The sequence below is a fragment of the Pseudomonas fluorescens genome (assembly GCF_030344995.1).
In the GTDB taxonomy this organism is placed as follows: domain Bacteria; phylum Pseudomonadota; class Gammaproteobacteria; order Pseudomonadales; family Pseudomonadaceae; genus Aquipseudomonas; species Aquipseudomonas fluorescens_BF.
The window spans coordinates 2,676,254-2,697,715 of the sequence record NZ_CP128260.1 but is presented as its reverse complement, the minus strand read 5'-3'; the positions used below and the strand labels follow the sequence as shown (position 1 = coordinate 2,697,715).

The window sequence follows — 21,462 nt, the reverse complement described above, 5'->3', positions numbered from 1 at the left end:
CATTACTTCAATCCCACCCGCTTGCGCATCTCGGCCGTGATGCTCTGCCGGGTTTTCTTCATGTCCGCCCAAGGCTCATCGCCCACTTCCGCCAGCCGTTCGTGAACGTTGCGCACGTTCCATTGATCGGCGCCCTTGATCTCTCCGACCTCCTCCCGAAACAGCGGCACCGACACTGGTAACCCTTCGCGGGTACGCGCTGCGTAGGCGCAAATGGTGGTGGCGCCCAGACCGTTGCGCAGGTAATCGATGAAGATCCGCCCCACGCGATTTTTCGGCCCGGACACCGCAGAAAAACGCTCCGGCAGTAACTTCGCCATGTGAGTGACGATGGCGTGGCTGAAATCCTTTACCTCGTCCCAACCATGCTTGCGGGTCAGCGGCACCACCAGATGGATGCCCTTGCCGCCACTGGTCTTGAGAAACGCCTTCAGACCTAACTCATCGAGCACGGTCAGGGTCAGCGCCGTGGCTTCGACCATGCTTTTCCAGGGCAGCGCCGGGTCCGGGTCGAGGTCGAGGACAAATCGGTCGGGCTTGTCCAGATCCGTCGTGGTGGCGTTCCAGGTGTGCAGTTCGACCGTGCTCATCTGCACTGCACCGATCAAGGCTTCGGCGTTGTTGATCAGCATCACCGGCTGGCCGGTCAGCTCCTTGTCCAGCGTGCGGATGCCGGGGATCGCCAGGTTTTCGGCGTTCTTCTGGAAGAACAGATCACCGGCGATACCGTCCGGTGCGCGCACCAGCGCCACCGGGCGATCCTTGAGTTGCGGCAGAATCCATTCGGCGACACTCGCGTAATACTCGGCCAGCTGCATTTTGGTGGTGCCACTGCTGGCGTCGATCACTCGGTCGGGATGAGTGATCCGCACCTTGCCGTCGGCCAGGCCGGATTGGGACGGTGCGGTAGATTGAGCCTTTGAGGTTTTCATGGGTTTGGCGCGCTCCTCGGTGATGTCCTTGGCCGGTTTGTCCTCGCGCAGGCCATGGAACACGGCGTGGCGCACCGAGCCGTCCTGGGTCATTTCGGCAAACGCCACTTCCGCCAGCAGACTCGGCTTGAGCCAGTGCACACCCTTGGCCTCGAACCCGGTGGGCGGGTTGACCACCGCCGGTTTCTTCACCCGCAACGGTTTGAGCTGCGCGAGGATGCTCTTGAGGGTGGTTTCATTGAATCCGGTGCCGACCTTGCCGGCGTACCGCAACTCGCCGCTGTCACGATCATGCAGCCCCAGCAACAGCGCGCCGAACGAACTGCGCGCGCCTTTCGGATCGGTGTAGCCGACGATCACGAATTCCTGGCGATGTTTGCACTTGAGCTTGATCCAGTCACTGCTGCGGCGCGAAACGTAAGGCGAGCCGAGGCGTTTGCCGATCAGCCCTTCCATGCGCATCTGGCAGGCGCTGTTGAGCAACGCTTGCGGGGTTTCGTCGAACGCTTCGGAAAAGCGCAGCAGCGGATCTTCGTGGGCTTTCAGCACCGTGGCCAGCGCCGCGCGCCGTTCCTGTACCGGTACTTCACGCAGGTCGACACCGTTCAGATACGGTAGATCGAACAGGTAATAGAGAATGTTTTCGCTGCGGCCCGCATCGAACGCGTTTTGCAGGGCCTGAAAATCCGGCACGCCGTCCGCATCGGCGACGACCATCTCACCGTCAAGCCAGGCCGATTCCAGGCCCAGCGCCGCGAGGGCTTGCGCCTGTTCCGGCAACTTGTGCGTCCAGTCATGGCCGTTGCGGGTGAACAACTGCACCTCGTCCTGATCGATCCGCGCCATGATCCGGTAGCCGTCGAACTTGATCTCGTATTGCCAATCCCCTTCCGGCGCGCTCTCCACCAGGGTGGCCAGTTGCGGTTTGAGCTGCGCGGGGATATTGGCCTTGTGCGCCCCGGCAAGTTTGCCCGAAGCGGGTTTCCGCGCAGCTTTCGACGAGGCTTTCAGCGGCTTGACCTGCTTCGCACTGAGGCTGGGTTTGTCGACGATCGTGCGTTCGCTGAGCACGCTGTCGGGCTCGGCGACCAGCACGTCGTAATCGCTTTGCGGGCGCGCGGCGCTGTCCTGATGCTTGATCAGAAACCACTGCTCTTTCTTGCCCGGCATGTGGGTGCGCACCAGGTTCCACACCCCGGCGAGCTTCTCGCCTTGCAGTTCGAATTTGAGCTTGCCTTTGGCGTAGGCTTTCTCGGGGTCTTCCAGCGGAATCCACACGCCGCGATCCCAGACGATCACATCCCCGGCGCCGTAATGCCCTTCGGGAATGCTGCCCTCGAACGTCGCGTAGTCCAGCGGATGGTCTTCGACGTGCACCGCCAGTCGCTTGACCTTGGGATCCAGCGACGGGCCTTTAGGCACCGCCCAGCTTTTTAGTGCGCCATCGAGTTCCAGGCGAAAGTCGTAATGCAGGTGCGAGGCATCGTGCTTTTGAATGCAGAATTGCAGGGCGTGGTCACCGGCGGATTTCTTGCCCCGACGACGTTCAGCCGCCGGTTCAGAGGTCGCCGAAAAGTCGCGCATCCGGGTGTAGTCGTCGAGATTCCTGCTCATCCTGCACCTGCCTTGTTTCAGCCTGTTCGAGTCACAGTCAGTGCGACCACGGCAATCCGGTCGACGCGCTGATAGCCTGGATTCAGCAACTCTTCACCAAACACATCGGGATCGAGTTCGCGGTAGGTCCAGCCGAAGCGTTTTTCATCCAGCCGTGGCAAAACGGTGTCGAGAAATGGATCGCGGCCATCGACCATCGCCACACCGGTGTACAGCAGCAACGAACCGCCGGGTGTCAGGTGATTGAGCGCCTGCTCGACGATCCGCAGCGACAGGCCCGCCCCCAGCGTCCCGCCACCGTGGCGGTAAGCTCTCCCGGCCGGATCGGCCATGTAGGGCGGGTTGGCGACGATCAGGTCGAACTCACCATCTACGCCTTGCAGTACATCACTGGCTCGCACTTCGACATTGGCCACTTCGGCCAGCGCTGCATTGATCGCGGTCAGGCGCAACGCGGCGGGGTTGATATCCACCGCCAGCACTTGCGCTTCTCGCCGGGCACGGCCTATCAGGATCGCGCCCACTCCGGCGCCACAACCAATGTCCACCGCACGGTGGACGGGCGCAAAGTTCTGCTGCAAATGGCTGTGGATCAGTTGCGCAAAGCGATAGGTGTCCGGGCCGAAGAACACTGAGTCGGCGGCATCGGTGGGAAATCCGGAATGCACGAAAAGCAGGTCATCCAGGCTCGACCAGCGCACACGGCTCATCAAGCGCCCGTCGAACTCATCGATCACCTGGGCTTGCTGCAATTGCCGCTGTTCATCGGCAGACAGCAGGCCTGGTTCGAACGGGCGCGACCATCCGAACACATCCCGCAGGCAATCCGCAGCCTGCCCTTCGTCGCGCTGGTTGACCCGTTGATGAGTCAACGGCGTCGGGGTGATGAAACGATAGCCGTCGGCCTGCAAGCGCCGCCCCAGTTGCAGCAGCACGAGATCGTTGGCGGACAGTTGTTCTTCCTGATTCATTGATGACTTCCTTAACGCAGGCCGGATTTGAGTTGGATGAATCGGCGAGTGGCGAGCAGCCCGGCCGGATGGGCATGGCGTGACGGTGCGAGCCACGGGATCAACGTTGCGATTTGGGTGTGAGCGTCCTGCCCTTGCAGCGCCGCATTGAGGCGCTGCACATCGGGGTCCTGTTCGGGCACCTCGATCGGCGCTGGAACGGAGGGACGGCGGCGGAACGCGACGGGGCTATCTGCAGAAATCCAGTCACCGGCAATCCAGTCGTGTACCAATTGTTTTTCATAGGCGCTGAACACGCCGAACATCGCCGCACCATCGCCATCGATCAATTGCCAGAAACGGCTGCCCTGCGGATCTTCGTTGCGTTTGATCCAGCCCTTGTCTTGCAAGCTTTGCAGGAACCCGGGCAATTGCTGCGGATCGGCCAGCCATTGATTGACGGTCTTGCCTTCGAAGCGGCAATAGTCGGAGTGCATGTGGTGAGCGAACGGACACTTGCGTTCAAGCATCGCCAACAATTCGCGCTCCAGATCGAACCCCTCGATGATTGCGCGGCTACCCTGCCCCAGGTCATTGAGCCGATAGCCCAGCGATACCCGGCGCAGGAAATCGCTGCGATCGGCCTCCAGCGGCAGCAGATCAAGAACGGCCTGAACGGCCTTTTGCGCATGACCGGTACTGGCATTGTCGATGGTCACGTGCAGAGTGAAATAGTAAGGATCGATCCCCAGCTCACTGAGTTCGTAACTGCTGATCAGCAGATGCAGGGGCAGTTGCTCGTAGCCAAGGTTGTAACCGATCACCTCCGGCAGAAAATCCATGCCGCCGGCACCGAGGGCCAATTGCAGCGCGCCTTGCAGATAGCGCTCGTCAGGCAGAGGACTGCCGGGCTCAAGACCGTGTTCGGCGAGCAGTTGCCGGTAGATCACGACGTGGTTCTGCGCCGGATTACCCTCGCCCAGTTCTTCCAGATAGGTGCTGATCAGACTGCTGAATCGTGGATCGCGCCATTGGGCCAGCAAGCCGTAAAGCCAGGCGCCATCCACCAGTTTGGTGGGCGCCACCGCTTGCAGGAAATACAGTGCGTGAGCCTTGCAACTGAAGAACTGCCGCGCTCCTCCAGCCTTGCGTTGTTGCAGGTAGTCGGCATATTGCCGGGCGACGTCGGCGCAGTGCTCGGCTACCGAGGCATGCCAGTGCGCGAGGTCCGATGGTAGTTCATCCTTCAACTGCGCGGCTTGCAGCAGTTGATGTTGCAGAAAGGCGCGCGCCAGCGGCTGCGGATTTTCGTCGGATAAAAGTGCTGAATGGACGCGGTGCAACTCACCCAGTGAATCGAGCGGTTGCGATTGGGCAGGTGCACCTTGCAGGCGTGTCAGGACAGTCATGGCAATGTTCTCGGTCGATTGGCAGGACGCTCAGTCACTCGCCTCTAATGCAGCAGAGAGGCGGCGCCTGCCGAAAATTCAATCGACGTTAAATTTGCCCGGACGGACGGAGCCTTCGGCACGCCACTGGCTTGAACAGAAGCGGTCGAAGGCTACGAGGTTTTGCTGTCAGGCCGCGCCCTTGGCCTGCTGCTCCAGGTGAACCTGTAACTCGGGGTCGATCTGCAACGCCGCCGCCAGTTCATCCAGATAATTGCGCTCGGCGTCCTGCTGATCGTCCACCAGCATCACGCTGGCCAAGTACATTTCGGCGGCCATGGCCGGATCGTTCTGCGCCGCCTGGGCCACTTCGGTGGGATCCAGCGGTTTGGCGACCTCGTCGTCGAGCCATTGCTGCAGGTTCGGGTCGTTGGTGTGCTTGCCGATTTCGCTGCTGATCAGGTGTTTTTCCGACTCGTCGATCCGCCCGTCAGCCTTGGCCGCCGCGATCAAAGCACGCAAAACGGCGTGGCTGTGTTCTTCGACTTGCGGGCCGGACAACAGGTCCGCGGTTTGCGGCGCTTGCTGCGGCGCGGCGGACGCCTGGCTGCGTTGCCAGGCCTGATACGCCTGGAACGCCATCATGCCGAGCGAGGCCAATGCCGCGTAATTGGTGCCACCGGAACGACTCTGCGTCCCGCCGCCCAGCGCTCCGCCACCGCCGAGCAGTCCACCGAGCAGCCCGCCCAGACCACCGAGCCCACCAGCGGGAGAACCGCCACCGCTGGTGCCACCACCGCCCAGCAGACCGCCGAGCAACCCGCCAAGCCCGCCCAGTCCCCCGCCGGCCGATGCGCCACCTTGTTGTCCCGCCGAGGCCTGGCCTCGCAGCAGTTGTTCGAGCAGATCGCTGGTGTTCATGACGTCGTCCTCAGGCAAGGGGTATGACTGCGTCAGGCAACGATAGTCCTCTTGATGCGATGTGCCAGCACCGTTGGGCTGACGTGGTCATGGGCGAGCGATTCTCCAGAGAAATTTTTTCGTGGCCAGCTAATCTTCATGAAGGGGTGAACCTTGACCCGGCCCGACCGGTCGATAGCTGCAACCCCGACCCGGTTAGTCGCTTCCCTTGCTGCCCAAGGGCTTACGCGGCTTGCTGCACTTTCTGGAGAACGCCTTCGTGATATCGACCGTCCACATCGCCAGGCTCAAGGCCTGGGGCGCCCATGGTTTCACCGCGACCGGCGTGGTCACCGCTTTTCTGGCCACCCTTGCCCTGCTGGAAAACCAGCCGACCCATTGCCTGATGTGGCTGGGCGTGGCGCTGATCGTCGACGGCCTCGACGGGGCGCTGGCGCGCAAGGTCAACGTGCAGTCGGTGCTGCCGAGTTTCGACGGGTCGATCCTCGATCTGGTGATCGATTACCTGACCTACGTGTTCATCCCGGCGCTGTTCATCTATCGCTACATTCCCCTGCCCGACTACACCCTGCTGCTGACCGTATCGTTGATTCTGGTGTCGTCGCTGTTCTGCTTCTGCAACGTCAACATGAAGAGCAAGGACAACTACTTCGTTGGTTTCCCCGCCGCGTGGAACGTGGTTGCCTTGTGTCTGTACATCATCGATCCGGGGCCGTGGATCACCTTCCTGACGGTGATCGGCCTGGCGCTGCTCACCGTGACCCGCATGAAGTTCCTGCACCCGTTCCGGGTACGCCGGTTCATGCCGATCAACATTGCGGTAACGGCGATCTGGCTGCTGTGCAGTCTTTCGCTGGTACTGAACCACCCGGTGATCAACCCGCTGGTGATGGGCCTGTGGCTGCTGGCGTCGGCGTATTTTCTCGGCATCTGCATCTGGCGCACGGCGCTGGAGTGGTTTGACAGTGCGCATCTGAAATAGAAGAACCTGTGGGAGCGAGCCGGCTCGCTCCCACAATGGTTTCAGCGTTTGGTAATCACCACCTCCAGATACTCACTCGGCAGCACCATCGATTCCGCCCCCGCCCGGTTCAGCCCGTCGATCAGTTGCGTCAAATCCCCTTCCAGCGCCTGCCCGCTCTCCGGCGGCAAGGCCGCGAACGCCTTGTGCACCGGGCCGTACCAGTGGCGAAACACATCAATGAAATGCGCCGCCGAGCGATAGCGGAAGTTGAAGTGGCGGCGAGTCACCTGCACCTGGAACTGGCGATCGTCGAAGTGCGAATGCAGCCAGGCTTCCGCGCCCCAGTTCGAGGGCGGTTGCGCAACGGGTGGCGGTGGCAGATGCCGGCCGAGGGTCTTGAACATCTGGCCGACGAAGCCTTCGGGCGTCCAGTTGGCCAGGCCGATCCGTCCGCCACGGCGACAGACTCGCGCCAGTTCCTTGGCCGCTTTGGCCTGATCCGGGGCGAACATCACGCCGAAGGTCGACAGCACCGCGTCGAAACTGGAATCGGCAAACGGCAGCGCTTCGGCGTCGGCGACCTGAAAGGTCACGTCCAGATGCTCGGCGCGCGCCCGGTCCTGGCCGCGTTCCAGCAACGCCGCGACATAGTCGGTGGACGTCACCAGACAACCACGGCGCGCCGCCGCCAGCGTGGCATTGCCGTTGCCGGCAGCGACGTCCAGCACTTCTTCATCGCAGCGCAGGTCGCAGGCCTCGGCGAGGGTTTCGCCGACGATCTGCAAGGTGGTGCCGATCACAGCATAGTCGCCACTGGCCCAGGCGACTTTCTGGCGTTCCTTCAGGGCAGTGAGATCAATGGGGGTACTCATGAATGGGAGCTCCACGGCAGAGGGGTCAATCGGCGGTCGTCGGGTCGATGATGCTCGTCACCCGGGACACGCTGTTGGCCGGAAATCCCCCACGCTTGGCGTGTTCACGCACCAGCTCTTCGTTGGGTGAGATGTACACGCAATAGATCTTGTCGGCCGTCACATAACTCTGCAGCCACTGCACCTCCGGCCCGAGTTCTCGCAGTACGTTGCAGGACGTTTGCGATACGGCCTTGAGTTCTTGCTCCGATAGCTTTCCGGCTCCTGGAATCTCGCGTTCAATCACGAATTTCGGCATGGCAACCTCGCTTTCTTTTTATGGGTGTCAGAGCCATTGGCGGCCCTGCTCGCCCACTATCGCGCGGGCGCTGTGCGGCGTCCCTGCCAATCGTCCGGAGAGCCCGTAAAACCGGGCGCTGGCCGATGAATGGCGGGATTCTGTAAAGGCCCCGAAACACTGTCGGGGGTTGCCAACGCGCCGGCTGATCGGCTCTTATGCAAGCCCTCCCCCGGAACGGAATTCGATCATGTCCTTGCGCTTCGAATGGCTCGCCGATCACATGCAGCACAGCGACACTTACGCGGCGTGGATCCACCGACAGTTTCATTACGAATATGCCGAGCAGCCACTGGCCGAATGGCAGCGCGAATTTGCCGAGGGCCAGACCAATGGCGACTGGCGTTGCCTGATTGCGCTGGACGGAGATCGACTGCTGGGCGGCGCTGCACTGGCCCGGGCGGACCTTGCCCTTCGACCGGATCTGGGGCCGTGGCTGGCCTGTGTGCTGGTCAGCCCTGAGTCACGCGGCCAGGGTCTGGCAGAAAGGCTGATAGAGGGAATCGCTGAAGAAGCGAAACACCGAGGCCTGCCGCGTTTCTACCTGCACACCCAAAGCAAACAGGACTATTACGCCAAACGCGGCTGGACGGTGCTGGAGCGTTTTCACGCCTGGGGCAACGAACAATGGCTCATGGTGCGCGACCTGTGAGCCATTGAGTTTTGCGGTTTAAGCAGCTGGCGCCTTGGCCTCTTTGAGCAGTTGCTGAATCATCTGCTCCTGCGCCTGGTAACTGCCTTCGCCGAAGTGGGTGTAACGCACCTGCCCCTTGGCGTCGACCAGGTAATGCGCCGGCCAGTACTGGTTATCGAAGTTGCGCCAGATCGCGTAGTTGTTGTCGATGGCCACCGGGTAGGTGATGCCGAGCTTCTGCACCTGATCCTTGACGTTGTCGATGATCCGCTCGTAGCCGTATTCCGGAGTGTGCACGCCGATCACCACCAGGCCGTCCTTGCCGTACTTTTTCTCCCACTCTTTCACGTACGGCAGGGTGTGCTGGCAGTTGATGCAGTCGTAGGTCCAGAAATCCACCAGCACCACTTTGCCGCGCAGGGATTGCGCCGTCAGTTCCGGCGAGTTCAGCCATTGCACCGCACCGGACAGCGACGGCATCGCGCCTTTGCCGGCCTCGTCTTCGGTCGAGTCCGCACGGACTTTGCTGACGAAGTAGTCCACCACCTTCGGCACGTTTTCCAGCACGCTTTTCTCGACCGACGCCACGCCTTGGGATGAGGTGTTGGCCAGCAGCAGGTTGTCGGCACCGGTGGCGATCACTGCCGCCGTCGCCAGCACCGCGACACCCGCACCGCGACGGAACCAGCCGGTGAAAGGAATCGACGGTTTCAACCGATTGACCAGGCCGCGACCGGCGAAGATCAGCGTCCCCAGCGACAGCGCACTGCCCGCGCCGTAGGCCAGCAGCAACAGGCTGGTCTGGGCGTTGGCGCCTTGCAGCATGGCGCCGGTGAGGATCACGCCGAGGATCGGCCCGGCGCACGGCGCCCACAACAAACCGGTAGCCACGCCGATCATGATCGACGCCATCGGGCCGGCCTTTTTCCGGCTGTCCGGGTCGAGGCGATTGCCCAGCAGCACGAAGGGCCGGGCCAGCCAGTCACCGATGCGCGCGGAAATCAGCGACAGCGCAAACAGCACCATCACTGCCAGCGCGATATGGCGACCGGTGTTGCTGGCCTGGATTACCCACTCGCTGCTGACCACCGCCAGACTGGAAATCAGGGCAAAGGTCAGGGCCATGCCGCCGAGGGTCAGCAGTATCGAAGAACGAGTGCGGTCGGCACCGGCAAACAGAAACGGCACCACCGGCAGGATGCACGGACTGAGGACAGTCAACAGACCGCCCAGGAAAGCGATGAGAAACATGAGGTTCACCTTTTGAATGAAGGGTGGTCTGTCGGCTGGATCGGGGGCCGCCCGTTAAGGGCAGCCCCCTTCAATCCTCAAGCCGTCTGGCTGTCCAGCCATTGGCTTTGCGGCGTGCGGCTGGCACCGTTTTCAGCCACCATCTGACCTTGCGGCGTATGGCTGGAACCGTCGGCGGCGACCATCTGCCCCTGCGGTGTGCGGCTGGAACCGTCGGCGGCGATCAGGCCGTCGCTGCCCGGTTTGGCCACCGGGGCCAGTTGAAAGCAGGTGCTGCTGCCACAGGCGTTCTGTTCGACAGCCGCGTTGGCGTGGGCCGCAACGCCGGCGAGGGAGAAGGCAACAGCGGTCAGATAGCGAGATACGTTGTTCATGGCGATGTTCCTTTTATAGAGGTGGGTAATCAGTTGTCTTCGTTGCAGCCGTCGGCGAATTTGCGGTAGTCGAGCACCTGGGTCTTGCCGGCAGAGTCGAGGTAGGTCAGGCGGGCGTCGACGATGCCGCAGGTCATCGAGTTGTCCTGTTTCAGCGACACGACTTTCTGGATGTCCAAGTGGCTGCCGTAGGAGTAGGTTTGCGGGGTGACATCGGCTTCGGCGCGGGCCGACAGGGTGCAGATGTTCAAAGCGGCAAACAGGCAAGCGGCGGCGATCGATTTGGTCTTGGTGTTCATGGCGTTTTCCTCGGGGCTTCAATGGTTGAATCGTTGATTGGGCCGAGGCGTTCTGTGTGTGCCTCGATGGAGCTCATTTAAAGCTCGCGAGGTATCGCGCATGTGTCGGCAAATGCCGTGTATAAATCGCTACGTATCCGCGCGCGCCCGGGATACACAGCGATACAAAACCCTGTAAAAATCCGCTTTTTGCGTCGGCGTGTATCCGTCACAGCGCTGGATACACTGCAATACAAAGGCAGGCAGGCGGCCTCGCGCAGGCTCGATAGACTGCCCGGCAATCCCCTTTGATTGAGGTTTGGCCCCATGGAACATGTCGATCACATCCTGATCGTCGACGACGACCGCGAGATTCGCGAACTGGTCGGCAACTACCTTAAGAAGAACGGCCTGCGCACCACAGTGGTTGCCGATGGCCGACAGATGCGCAGCTTTCTGGAAGCCAACACCGTCGACCTGATCGTGCTCGACATCATGATGCCCGGCGACGATGGCCTGCTGCTGTGCCGCGAACTGCGCTCGGGCAAACACAAGGCCACGCCGATCCTGATGCTCACCGCGCGCAATGATGAAACCGACCGCATCCTTGGTCTGGAAATGGGCGCCGACGACTACCTGACCAAACCCTTCGCCGCCCGCGAGCTGCTGGCGCGAATCAATGCCGTGCTACGCCGCACACGGATGCTGCCGCCGAATCTGGTGGTGACTGAAAGTGGTCGGCTGTTGGCATTCGGTCGCTGGCAGCTCGACACCTCGGCCCGGCATCTGCTGGACACCGACGGCACCATGGTCGCGCTCAGTGGCGCGGAATACCGTTTGCTGCGGGTGTTCCTCGACCATCCGCAACGTGTGCTGAGCCGCGATCAATTGCTCAACCTGACTCAGGGCCGCGATGCCGATCTGTTCGACCGATCCATCGATCTGCTGGTCAGCCGTCTGCGCCAGCGCCTGCTGGATGACGCCCGCGAACCGGCCTACATCAAGACCGTGCGCAGCGAGGGCTACGTGTTCTCGCTGCCGGTCGAAGTCCTCGGAGCCCCCGCATGAATGTCGCCCTGCGCTGGCCGCGCACCCTTGCCTCCCGGTTGTCGCTGATTTTCCTGATCGGCCTGATCCTCGCTCAGGCGCTGTCGTTCGGCGCGCAATATTACGAGCGCTACGAAAGCGCGAAGAACACCATGCTCGGCAACCTCGAAACCGACGTCTCGACCTCGATTGCCATCCTCGACCGCCTGCCCGCCGAAGAGCGCCCGATGTGGCTCAAGCGCCTGGCCCGCAACAACTACGGTTACCTGCTGAGCGAAGGCGAACCGGGCACGCCGATCGGTCCGGGTGAAGTGCCGATTGCGGTGACCTCGATCACCGATGCGATCGGCGAAGCGTACCCGCTGACTTTCACCGACATTCCCGGCCCGAAAAAACATTTTCAGGGCCACCTGCGCCTGAGCGACGGTAGCCCGGTGACCATCGATGTACGTCCGTCGATGGTTCCGCTGTCGCCGTGGTTGCCGGTGGTGTTGCTCGGGCAACTGGCGCTGATGCTCGCCTGCACCTGGCTGGCGGTGCGCATCGCCATCCGTCCCCTCACCCGCCTCGCCAACGCAGTGGAAACTCTCGACCCCAACGCCCACCCGATCAACCTCGACGAAAAAGGCCCGAACGAAGTGGCCTACGCCGCCCGCGCCTTCAACTCGATGCAGGCGCGCATCGCCGCTTATCTGAAGGAGCGCATGCAACTGCTGGCGGCGATCTCCCACGATCTGCAAACCCCGATCACCCGCATGAAACTGCGGGCGGAGTTCATGGACGATTCGGCCGAGAAAGACAAACTGTGGAACGACCTCGGCGAGATGGAACATCTGGTGCGCGAAGGCGTGGCCTACGCCCGCAGCATCCACGGTTCGACCGAAGAAAGCCGCCGCACCAACCTGGATTCGTTCCTCGACAGCCTGGTGTTCGACTATCAGGACATGGGCAAGGAAGTGCAGTTGAGCGGCAAGAGTGAGGCGGTCATCGACACCCGCCCCCACGCCTTGCGCCGGGTGCTGGTCAACCTGACCGACAACGCGCTGAAGTTCGCCGGCGCAGCCGAGTTGCTGATTCAGCGCGACAAGGCCGGCCTGTCGATCAAGGTCATGGATCGCGGCCCGGGCATCGCCGAAGAAGAACTGGCCCAGGTGATGGAGCCGTTCTACCGCGTGGAAAACTCGCGCAACCGCAGCACCGGCGGCACCGGACTGGGGCTGGCGATTGCCCAACAACTGGCGATGGCGCTGGGTGGTTCGCTGACGCTGAGCAATCGCGACGGTGGCGGATTGTGTGCGGAGCTAAAACTGCCGCTACAGGCCTGAACCAACAAAAAGCCCTGTGGGAGCCAATGCTCTCACAGGGCTTTTTGTTGTCGGTGAGATCAGTTGATGCCGATCACTCCGTCCTCATGCATCTGCTGCAACAACGCCAAACCACTGTCCATGAACGATGCCGTTACCGGCAAACCCGCCTCCATCGCCAGCCCTTCCAGTTGTTCACGACCGTTCAGCGCAGGGAACTCGCCAATGCGCTGCAACAACCGCCACGCCAGCGGGCTCAGCTCGGAAAACTTCACACTGAAATCCAACGCACGCCGTACCAGCAACAAGGTTGGCTGGGCCGGTGGTGTAGACGGTTGATGGTCAGGGCTGAGGATTTGCACCGGCCAGGTGTACGCCAACGGCCAGGCCAGTGCCGAAACCTGCAACGGTTTCTCCAACAACTGCGCCGGATCGCTCGCAGGCAAAGGTTCGGCATCGGACTGCTGCAACACCATTTCCACCCACTCGTAATGCGCCAGCTCCACCAGAAACGCCGGCCACTCGCCCGCGCTCAACACCGCAGGCTCCGAGGCGAGGTAACCGACGAACTCCTCGGCGATCTCACCGAATTTCGGCGTCTTCGCGCGGTAATCCCGCAGGAAGCCGCGGATCAACGTGCGCCAGCGTTCCTGACCGATGATCCGGATCAGCACTGGAAACGTGCTGCCCAGCAGTTGCGAGACGTTATTGAACACCAGATCGCGATAGACATTGACCCGCGCCGCGTTCATGTCGGCGGGCGGTGCTTCATGTTCCGGATCGCGCAGGTAGCGAGTCAGGGCCTGTTGTTGCAGCAGAAGATTATCCACGCGGGCCTCCTTCCGTTTGCAGGCGGCGGATGGTTTGCAACTCGGCCACCAGTTCAGAAAATGCCGGAAAATTGAAATCCCGCTCCAACAGCGTCGGCTGCGCGCCAAATCGGCCATAGGCGTCGGCCAGCAACGACCAGACCACCGGTTTGACCGAGGCGCCGTGGGTGTCGATTTTCAGCGTGTCGGACTCGTCGAAATGCCCGGCCACGTGCATGCCGACCACTCGGCCCGGCTCGATGGCGGCCAGAAATGTCTGCGGATCGAAACCGTGGTTGATCGAGTTGACGTAGACGTTGTTGACGTCCAGCAGCAGGTCGCAATCGGCCTCGCGCAGCACGGCGTTGGTGAAGGTCACTTCGTCCATGTCCTGCCGGGGCGCGGCGTAGTAGGAAACGTTTTCCACCGCCAGGCGTCGGCCGAGAATGTCCTGGGCCTGGCGGATCCGTGCGGCGACGTGGTGCACCGCCTCTTCGGTGAACGGCAACGGCAGCAAGTCGTAGAGATGACCGTCGTCGCTGCAATAGCTCAGATGTTCGCTGTACAGCGGCACTTTGTGATGATCGAGAAAGGCCCGCACTTCCCCCAGGAAACCGACATCCAGCGGCGCCGAACCACCGAGCGACAACGACAGCCCGTGGCAAGACAACGGATATCGCTCGGCCAGCTCGCGCAACGCGGCGCCATGGGCACCGCCGACGCCGATCCAGTTTTCCGGGGCGACTTCAAGAAAATCGAAATCGCCGGTGCGAGCGGCTTGCAGGTCTTTCATCAGACCGCGACGCAGGCCGAGCCCGACGCTGGCCTGCAAGGTGGGGTGGGGAATCTGCATGGGCAAAGTCTCTGCTGAGGAGCCGCCGGGCGTGGCGACTGACAGGCTCAGTTAAACCGGCGGGTGTATCGCGGCTGTGTGGGCAATGCGCAGGAAGTGGCAGGTTTTGTATCAGTGGTGAGCCTGTACACAATGGGATACAGACTCGCTGCCTTCTTCGTGAACGGCGAGTTCATCGGTTTAAACCAATTCAAAAACTGTACATACAACCCTGTATATCCAGAGCTTACGGATGACACTTACAGACGCCAACGAAATGTCCTACGCCCGCACGAGAACCAGCTGCTTGAATTATCATTTATGACAGATTAACCAGGCAAAAAAAACCCGCATCAGCCGAAACTGACGCGGGCTTTTCCCCACATCAATGACCGTTATTTCAGGTCGTCAAAATGGTCTCGCAGGAACTCGTAAAAGCGAAACGCTTTCAACAATCTCCATACGAGGCTCAACGTACGCAACAAAAGCTTCATACGTTTTGGCTTCCAAGGTTAGGGGCCAAACCTCCAGCGCACTTACCGGATCACGCGTACCTTCGGAAGAACACGCCAGTACTTCCGGTAAGGCGGCCGGTTGAAATCCCTCCGAATCATCATTCCGGCACGGATGCAAAACCGTGTCGGAGGGCGTGAAACCGTTAGGCCACCAGCCAAACCCTACCGCTGCACCAGGGTGTGAGCGCGAGCATACTAACCCAGAATCGCAGGTGGTGAGTCTCGGCTCGGCGATTCTCAAATGAAAGTAGCGCGCATTTTGTAAACCGTTATTTCTGTCAGCATAGCTCTCCAACACAAGGGACTGAAAACACTGCTCAGGATCTCTAATACACCTACTGATGGTGGGTAAAAAATTACGTTGCAAGGGTAGGAAAAGCTCAATAACATGGCCTCCACGCCAGTGCTTCCGGTGAGACGCACTAAGCCTCAGCCGCAATCTGAGGCTTGCTAAAAAACCGCCCCGCAAGGCGGTTTTTTTTCGCCCGCCATTTGCTCCTGGCGGACATGGGCCGGCGCTTTGTCTTGGCCTCTTAGCTAAATCGTCCTGAGTCGCATCGTTTTCGCATCGGACAGGAACCGTCGGCGGAAAATTCGGGAGCCCACGCTGAAGTGGGAGAGCACACCGTCGCGATACACAAAGATTTACAGCCTCGAAATCCACCCAGCCCGCTCCCACCGGCGCCAACAGCGGCTAGACTCAATCATTACCCAGTCGAGGGGGACGCAGGACAGCCGTGACGCCCTGCCCGTTTCCACGACCACCGCCCGGTGGTGAATGCCTCGACCCCCAACGCCACCGGACTGTGATCCTGTCAAAGGAGCACATGAAATGGACGAGGCCAGACTCAACGAATTCATGGGCAAACTGGTCAACGACATGGGCGGCGCGGCGATGCTGGCCAATGTCATTGTCGGCGAAGAACTCGGCCTGTATCGGGCAATGGCCGACAGTCAGCCGATCAGCCCTGAATCCCTCGCAGCAAAAACCACCTGCAATCCGCGACTGGTGCGCGAATGGCTAAGCGCCCACGCGGCGTCCGGCTATATGGAACACCACGACGGCAAATTCCGTCTGCCCGAAGAACAGGCGATGGCCCTGGCCAAGGAAGATTCGCCGGTGTACGTGGCCGGCGGGCTTGGTGTGGTGGCGTCGTTTTTCCATGACAAGGACAAACTGGTCAAAGCCATGCGCGGCAACGGCGCCCTGCCCTGGGGCGATCACCATCCGTGCATGTTCACCGGCACCGAACGATTCTTCCGTCCAGGCTACAAGGGGCATCTGATCGCCGAATGGCTACCGGCGCTCGACGGTGTGGTGGCCAAACTCGAAGCAGGCGCCAAAGTCGCCGATGTGGGCTGTGGGCACGGAGCGTCCACGGTGATCATGGCCCAGGCGTATCCCAACTCGCGGTTCGTTGGCTTCGACTATCACGCGCCCTCGATCACCGTCGCCACCCAGCGGGCCGAAGAAGGCGGCGTCAGCAGTCGCGCGCGGTTCTTTCAGGGCACAGCAAAAAGCTATCCCGGCGACGACTATGACCTGATCTGCTATTTCGACTGCCTGCACGACATGGGCGATCCGGTCGGCGCGGCGCGGCATGCCTACGATTGCCTGAAAGACGATGGTACGGTGTTGTTGGTCGAGCCTTTTGCCAACGATACGCTGGATGACAATATCAATCCGGTCGGACGGCTGTTCTATGCGGCATCGACCTTCATCTGCACGCCGAACTCGCTGTCCCAGGAAGTGGGACTCGGCCTCGGTGCGCAGGCTGGCGAGTTGCGCTTGCGCAAAGTGTTTACCGAAGCCGGCTTCAAACACTTTCGACGGGCGACGCAGACGCCGTTCAACCTGATTCTGGAGGCGCGCAAGTAAGCATCGGGCAGCGGACGCCTCTGAAAAGAAGCGTCCGTCGGTGCTAACCTGCAAGGCACTTTTCGCCTGCGGAGCGCTGATCATGCTCGACCGTCCCCTTCCCGACCCGCTCGACTATCTGCAACAGGTCATGGCCGACGGCGACTTCATTGTGCTGACCGGCGCCGGGATCAGCACGCCGTCGGGCATCCCGGACTACCGCGACACCGACGGTGTACGCCGTGGCCGGCAGCCGATGATGTACCAGGAATTCCTCGCCGCCCCGGAATCGCGCCGCCGCTACTGGGCGCGGGCCATGCTCGGCTGGCCGCGCGTGCGCCAGGCACGGCCGAACGTCGCCCATGAGGCGCTGGCCAGTCTGCAAAGCCACGGCCGGATCGGCGGCCTGATTACCCAGAACGTCGACACCCTGCACGATCAGGCTGGCAGTCACGATGTCATTGAACTGCACGGCAGCCTGCATCGGGTGTTGTGCCTGGATTGCGGCCAGCGCAGCGAGCGGGATTCGATTCAGCAATTGATGGAAACGCAGAATCCGTATCTGGCCGGCGTCGATGCCGTGCAGGCACCGGATGGCGACACCCTGCTCGACCCAGCCTTCGAGGCGCGATTTCAGGTGCCGCACTGCCCGCATTGCGCAGGCGAACGGATGAAGCCGGACGTGGTGTTTTTTGGTGAGAACGTAGCGCAGCCGACAGCAGCGCGGGCCATGGCGCTGGCGGAAAATGCCGCCGGGATGTTGGTGGTTGGTTCGTCGTTGATGGCGTATTCGGCGTTTCGCCTGTGCCGGGTGATTGCGGATCGGGGCAAGCCGCTGATCGCGATCAATCTGGGGAAGACGCGGGCGGACGAGTTGCTGGATTTGAAGATTGAGGGATCGTGCGAACAGTTGCTGCCGCTACTGGCACAACGTCTCAATGCTCAGCCCTGAGAATGTCAAAAAGCGCCTGCGCCGCCGCCGACAGTTCATTCCCCGGATCCGTCAACACGCCAATCGCCCTCTCCACCACCGGCTCATGCAACGTCAGACACCGCGCCCCCAGTTCTCGCATCTGTCCGGCACACAACGCCGGCACCGCACTGACGCCCAGCCCGCTTGCCACCATCCGACCGACCGTCGCCAATTGATGGCTTTCAAACTCCACCGGCAGTTTCATCCCTCGGGCCTGCAAGTGCTCCTCCAGCATCACCCGCACCGTGGAAGGTCGTTGCAGGGTGATGAACGGTTCCTGCAGCAAGGTCTGCCAATCAATGTCGCTACGGTTCGCCAGTGGCGAATCCTGCGGCACCACGGCGACGAAGCGATCCCGGTAAAGCGGCGTGAAGGTCAAAGAGGTGTTCTGCATCGGCTCGAACGCCACGCCAAGTTCAACCTGACGATCACGAACCATTTCCAGCACTTGCTCGTTGATCACGTCGTTGACCGTGACGTTGACATTCGGATAACGCGCGCGGAAGGTTTTGAGGATCGGCGGCAGCAGGTTGCCGGCAAATGACGGCATCGCCGCCAGTGTCACTCGCCCGCGCTGGAGGCTGAAGCGCTGGCGCATTTCGTCTTCGGCATTGTCCCAGTCGGCGATCAGGCGCCGGGCCAGAGGCAGCAGCGATTCGCCTTCCGGGGTCAGCGCGACGTTGCGCGTGTTGCGGCTGAACAGGCGCCCGCCCAGGCCTTCTTCCAGCGCCTTGATGGTCAGGCTCAGCGCCGATTGCGACAGGTGCAGGCGCTCGCAGGCCACGGCAAAGCTCAGGCTTTGGGCCACGGCGAGAAAGGCGCGGATTTGCTTGATGGTCATGGTCGTTTCACTTGAAGGGCTAAGCTGAATATCCGCCCGCCAGCCACGTCGGACATTTAATGAGCTTTATCAATCAATCAACCTTAAAAATCAACTTAACAAATATATCCTTCAGCGCGACACTCCAGTCATTCGGCTAGCCAGCCGCCCGACAAACAATAAAAGAGGTGCATATGGCAGGTTTCGACAAGCGCGTGTATTCCTACGAGGAAGCCATGGCAGGTCTTGAAGACGGCATGACCGTGATCGCCGGCGGCTTCGGCCTGTGCGGCATTCCGGAAAACCTGATCGCCGAGATCAAACGCAAGGGCACCCGCGACCTCACCGTCGTTTCCAACAACTGCGGCGTCGATGGCTTCGGCCTCGGCGTGCTGCTGACCGACCGCCAGATCAGCAAGGTGGTCGCCTCCTACGTCGGCGAAAACAAACTGTTCGAAGAGCAACTGCTCAAAGGCGACATCGAAGTCGTCCTGACCCCGCAAGGCACCCTCGCCGAAAAAATGCGCGCAGGCGGTGCCGGCATTCCGGCGTTCTTCACGGCTACCGGCGTCGGTACCCCGGTCGCCGAAGGCAAGGAAGTGCGTGAATTCCACGGTCGCAAGTACCTGATGGAAGAATCCATCACCGGCGACTTCGCCATCGTCAAAGGCTGGAAAGCCGACCACTTCGGCAACGTCATCTACCGCCACACCGCCCAGAACTTCAACCCGCTGGCCGCCACCGCCGGCAAGATCACCGTCGTCGAAGTCGAAGAAATCGTCGAACCCGGCGAACTGGATCCGGCACACATCCACACGCCCGGCATCTACGTCGACCGGGTCATTTGCGGCACGTTCGAAAAACGCATCGAACAACGCACCATCCGCAAATAATCCAGGCTGACGGAGAACAAGAACATGGCACTTACCCGCGAACAAATGGCTCAACGCGTCGCCCGCGAAATGCAGGACGGCTACTACGTGAACCTCGGCATCGGCATTCCGACCCTGGTCGCCAACTACATCCCCGAAGGCATGGAAGTCATGCTGCAATCGGAAAACGGCTTGCTCGGCATGGGCCCTTTCCCGACTGAAGAAACCATCGACGCCGACATGATCAATGCCGGCAAGCAGACCGTGACCGCGCGCATCGGCGCTTCGATCTTCAGCTCTGCCGAATCCTTCGCAATGATCCGCGGCGGCCACGTCGACCTGACCGTGCTCGGCGCCTTCGAAGTCGACGTACAAGGCAACATCGCCTCGTGGATGATCCCCGGCAAACTGGTCAAGGGCATGGGCGGCGCGATGGACCTGGTGGCCGGCGCCGACAACATCATCGTGATCATGACCCACGCGTCCAAGGACGGTGAGTCCAAGCTGCTGAGCCAGTGCAGCCTGCCGCTGACCGGCGCCGGTTGCATCAAGCGCGTGCTGACTGACCTCGCCTACCTGGAAATCGAAAATGGCGCTTTTGTCCTCAAGGAACGCGCACCTGGCGTCAGCGTCGAGGAAATCGTCGCCAAAACCGCTGGTAAACTGATCGTCCCGGATCACGTACCGGAAATGCAGTTCGCTGCCGAGTGAGGAATTCGAAAATGCAAGACGTCGTCATTGTTGCCGCCACGCGTACCGCGATCGGCAGTTTCCAGGGTTCGCTGGCCACCGTCTCCGCCGTGGATCTGGGCGCAGCGGTCATCCGCCAGTTGCTTGAGCAGACCGGTCTGGACGGTGCCCAGGTCGATGAAGTGATCATGGGCCAGGTGCTGACCGCCGGCGCCGGCCAGAACCCGGCGCGCCAGTCGGCGATCAAGGCCGGCCTGCCCCACGCCGTACCGGCCATGACCTTGAACAAGGTTTGCGGCTCGGGCCTCAAGGCCCTGCACCTCGGCGCCCAGGCGATCCGTTGCGGCGACGCGGACGTGATCATCGCCGGCGGCCAGGAAAACATGAGCCTGGCCAACTACGTCATGCCGGGCGCACGTACCGGTCTGCGCATGGGGCACGCACAAATCGTCGACACCATGATCAGTGATGGTCTGTGGGATGCGTTCAACGATTACCACATGGGCATCACCGCCGAGAACCTGGTCGAGAAATACGAGATCAGCCGCGAGCAGCAGGACGCCTTCGCTGCCGCGTCGCAACAGAAAGCCGCCGCGGCCATCGAGGCCGGTCGTTTTGTCGATGAAATCACCCCGATCCTGATCCCGCAGCGCAAAGGCGATCCGGTGGCGTTCAAGGTTGACGAGCAGCCACGCGGCGACACTACTGCCGAATCCCTGGCCAAACTGCGTCCGGCCTTCAAAAAGGACGGCAGCGTCACCGCCGGCAACGCTTCGTCGCTGAACGATGGCGCCGCCGCCGTGATCCTGATGAGCGCCGAAAAAGCCAAAGCCTTGGGCCTGCCAGTGCTGGCGAAAATCGCCGCCTACGCCAACGCGGGCGTCGACCCGGCGATCATGGGCATCGGCCCGGTTTCCGCCACTCGCCGCTGCCTGGACAAGGCTGGCTGGAGCATCGGCCAGCTCGACCTGATCGAAGCCAACGAAGCCTTCGCCGCACAATCGCTGGCGGTAGCCCAGGATCTGCAATGGGATCTGGACAAGGTCAACGTCAACGGCGGCGCCATCGCCCTCGGTCACCCGATCGGTGCGTCGGGCTGCCGTGTGCTGGTGACCCTGCTGCACGAAATGATCAAGCGTGATGCGAAAAAGGGTCTGGCGACCCTGTGCATCGGCGGCGGTCAAGGCGTGGCCCTGGCGCTGGAACGCGCTTAAGCGCAAAAGAGGT

General features: G+C 61.5%; 21 protein-coding genes. 9 read left to right on the top strand and 12 right to left on the bottom strand.

Annotated features, from left to right (window positions below; all coding sequences use genetic code 11):
• Positions 1–2 precede the first annotated feature (2 nt).
• From ligD to QR290_RS12205, 4 genes are all read right to left on the bottom strand, one after another.
• Positions 3–2,546, bottom strand: a complete 2,544-nt coding sequence (gene ligD, locus QR290_RS12220) for a DNA ligase D (RefSeq protein WP_289205017.1) — start codon at positions 2,544–2,546, stop codon at positions 3–5.
• A 17-nt stretch (positions 2,547–2,563) separates the two neighbouring features.
• On the bottom strand, positions 2,564–3,517 hold the full coding sequence (locus QR290_RS12215) for a methyltransferase (protein WP_115077341.1): 954 nt from the start codon (positions 3,515–3,517) through the stop codon (positions 2,564–2,566).
• Between the two features lie 11 nt (positions 3,518–3,528).
• Positions 3,529–4,905: an iron-containing redox enzyme family protein gene (locus QR290_RS12210; protein WP_289205016.1), complete on the bottom strand. Its 1,377-nt coding sequence runs from the start codon at positions 4,903–4,905 to the stop codon at positions 3,529–3,531.
• A 168-nt stretch (positions 4,906–5,073) separates the two neighbouring features.
• Positions 5,074–5,805 (bottom strand): tellurite resistance TerB family protein, encoded by a 732-nt coding sequence (locus tag QR290_RS12205; protein WP_115077339.1) that lies wholly within the window; start codon positions 5,803–5,805, stop codon positions 5,074–5,076.
• 259 nt (positions 5,806–6,064) lie between these two features.
• On the opposite strand from QR290_RS12205, the gene pcsA reads away from it, so the two are divergent.
• On the top strand, positions 6,065–6,787 hold the full coding sequence (gene pcsA, locus QR290_RS12200; RefSeq protein WP_115079921.1) for a phosphatidylcholine synthase: 723 nt from the start codon (positions 6,065–6,067) through the stop codon (positions 6,785–6,787).
• 41 nt (positions 6,788–6,828) lie between these two features.
• On the opposite strand, the gene QR290_RS12195 is transcribed toward pcsA, so the two are convergent.
• Entirely contained in the window at positions 6,829–7,641 is an 813-nt protein-coding gene (locus tag QR290_RS12195; protein ID WP_289205015.1) for a class I SAM-dependent methyltransferase, read from the bottom strand.
• A gap of 25 nt (positions 7,642–7,666) precedes the next feature.
• The gene (locus QR290_RS12190; RefSeq protein ID WP_115077337.1) at positions 7,667–7,939 is read right to left on the bottom strand and encodes a DUF4242 domain-containing protein; all 273 of its coding nucleotides are present in this window, start codon (positions 7,937–7,939) and stop codon (positions 7,667–7,669) included.
• Between the two features lie 229 nt (positions 7,940–8,168).
• Here QR290_RS12190 and QR290_RS12185 point away from each other — a divergent pair, with 229 nt between their 5' ends.
• Positions 8,169–8,630, top strand: a complete 462-nt coding sequence (locus QR290_RS12185; protein WP_115077336.1) for a GNAT family N-acetyltransferase — start codon at positions 8,169–8,171, stop codon at positions 8,628–8,630.
• A gap of 18 nt (positions 8,631–8,648) precedes the next feature.
• Here the strand turns inward: QR290_RS12185 and QR290_RS12180 are convergent, their stop codons facing one another.
• From QR290_RS12180 to QR290_RS12170, 3 genes are all read right to left on the bottom strand, one after another.
• Positions 8,649–9,863 (bottom strand): cytochrome c biogenesis protein DipZ, encoded by a 1,215-nt coding sequence (locus QR290_RS12180; protein WP_115077335.1) that lies wholly within the window; start codon positions 9,861–9,863, stop codon positions 8,649–8,651.
• Between the two features lie 77 nt (positions 9,864–9,940).
• Positions 9,941–10,237 carry a hypothetical protein gene (locus QR290_RS12175; RefSeq protein ID WP_115077334.1) on the bottom strand — a complete coding sequence of 99 codons (297 nt, stop codon included), beginning with the start codon at positions 10,235–10,237 and terminating at the stop codon, positions 9,941–9,943.
• Between the two features lie 29 nt (positions 10,238–10,266).
• Complete coding sequence (locus QR290_RS12170) at positions 10,267–10,536, bottom strand: DUF2790 domain-containing protein (RefSeq protein WP_007956290.1); 270 nt, start codon at positions 10,534–10,536, stop codon at positions 10,267–10,269.
• Between the two features lie 306 nt (positions 10,537–10,842).
• On the opposite strand from QR290_RS12170, the gene QR290_RS12165 reads away from it, so the two are divergent.
• Together QR290_RS12165 and QR290_RS12160 are read left to right on the top strand one after the other, a co-directional pair.
• Positions 10,843–11,583, top strand: coding sequence for a response regulator (locus tag QR290_RS12165; RefSeq protein ID WP_085698671.1), 741 nt, complete (start codon positions 10,843–10,845; stop codon positions 11,581–11,583).
• The gene (locus QR290_RS12160) at positions 11,580–12,887 is read left to right on the top strand and encodes an ATP-binding protein (RefSeq protein WP_115077333.1); all 1,308 of its coding nucleotides are present in this window, start codon (positions 11,580–11,582) and stop codon (positions 12,885–12,887) included. The genes QR290_RS12165 and QR290_RS12160 overlap by 4 nt, the downstream gene beginning before the upstream one ends.
• A 59-nt stretch (positions 12,888–12,946) precedes the next feature.
• Here QR290_RS12160 and QR290_RS12155 read toward each other — a convergent pair whose 3' ends face one another.
• Both QR290_RS12155 and QR290_RS12150 read right to left on the bottom strand, forming a co-directional pair.
• Complete coding sequence (locus QR290_RS12155) at positions 12,947–13,696, bottom strand: HvfC family RiPP maturation protein (RefSeq protein ID WP_115077332.1); 750 nt, start codon at positions 13,694–13,696, stop codon at positions 12,947–12,949.
• Positions 13,689–14,528 carry an HvfB family MNIO-type RiPP peptide maturase gene (locus QR290_RS12150; protein WP_115077331.1) on the bottom strand — a complete coding sequence of 280 codons (840 nt, stop codon included), beginning with the start codon at positions 14,526–14,528 and terminating at the stop codon, positions 13,689–13,691. Before QR290_RS12150 ends, QR290_RS12155 begins: the two co-directional genes overlap by 8 nt.
• Positions 14,529–15,854: 1,326 nt before the next feature.
• Here QR290_RS12150 and QR290_RS12145 point away from each other — a divergent pair.
• Both QR290_RS12145 and QR290_RS12140 read left to right on the top strand, forming a co-directional pair.
• Positions 15,855–16,901 carry a class I SAM-dependent methyltransferase gene (locus QR290_RS12145; RefSeq protein ID WP_115077330.1) on the top strand — a complete coding sequence of 349 codons (1,047 nt, stop codon included), beginning with the start codon at positions 15,855–15,857 and terminating at the stop codon, positions 16,899–16,901.
• An 82-nt stretch (positions 16,902–16,983) separates the two neighbouring features.
• Positions 16,984–17,832, top strand: a complete 849-nt coding sequence (locus tag QR290_RS12140) for an NAD-dependent protein deacetylase (protein ID WP_289205014.1) — start codon at positions 16,984–16,986, stop codon at positions 17,830–17,832.
• On the opposite strand, the gene QR290_RS12135 is transcribed toward QR290_RS12140, so the two are convergent.
• On the bottom strand, positions 17,816–18,694 hold the full coding sequence (locus QR290_RS12135) for a LysR family transcriptional regulator (protein WP_289205013.1): 879 nt from the start codon (positions 18,692–18,694) through the stop codon (positions 17,816–17,818). The genes QR290_RS12140 and QR290_RS12135 overlap by 17 nt on opposite strands.
• A gap of 173 nt (positions 18,695–18,867) precedes the next feature.
• On the opposite strand from QR290_RS12135, the gene QR290_RS12130 reads away from it, so the two are divergent.
• The 3 genes from QR290_RS12130 to QR290_RS12120 are packed head-to-tail and all read left to right on the top strand — an operon-like array spanning position 18,868 to position 21,449.
• Positions 18,868–19,566, top strand: a complete 699-nt coding sequence (locus tag QR290_RS12130; protein ID WP_007956274.1) for a CoA transferase subunit A — start codon at positions 18,868–18,870, stop codon at positions 19,564–19,566.
• A gap of 24 nt (positions 19,567–19,590) precedes the next feature.
• The gene (locus QR290_RS12125; RefSeq protein ID WP_115077327.1) at positions 19,591–20,256 is read left to right on the top strand and encodes a CoA transferase subunit B; all 666 of its coding nucleotides are present in this window, start codon (positions 19,591–19,593) and stop codon (positions 20,254–20,256) included.
• Between the two features lie 11 nt (positions 20,257–20,267).
• The gene (locus QR290_RS12120; protein ID WP_289205012.1) at positions 20,268–21,449 is read left to right on the top strand and encodes an acetyl-CoA C-acetyltransferase; all 1,182 of its coding nucleotides are present in this window, start codon (positions 20,268–20,270) and stop codon (positions 21,447–21,449) included.
• Positions 21,450–21,462 lie beyond the last annotated feature (13 nt).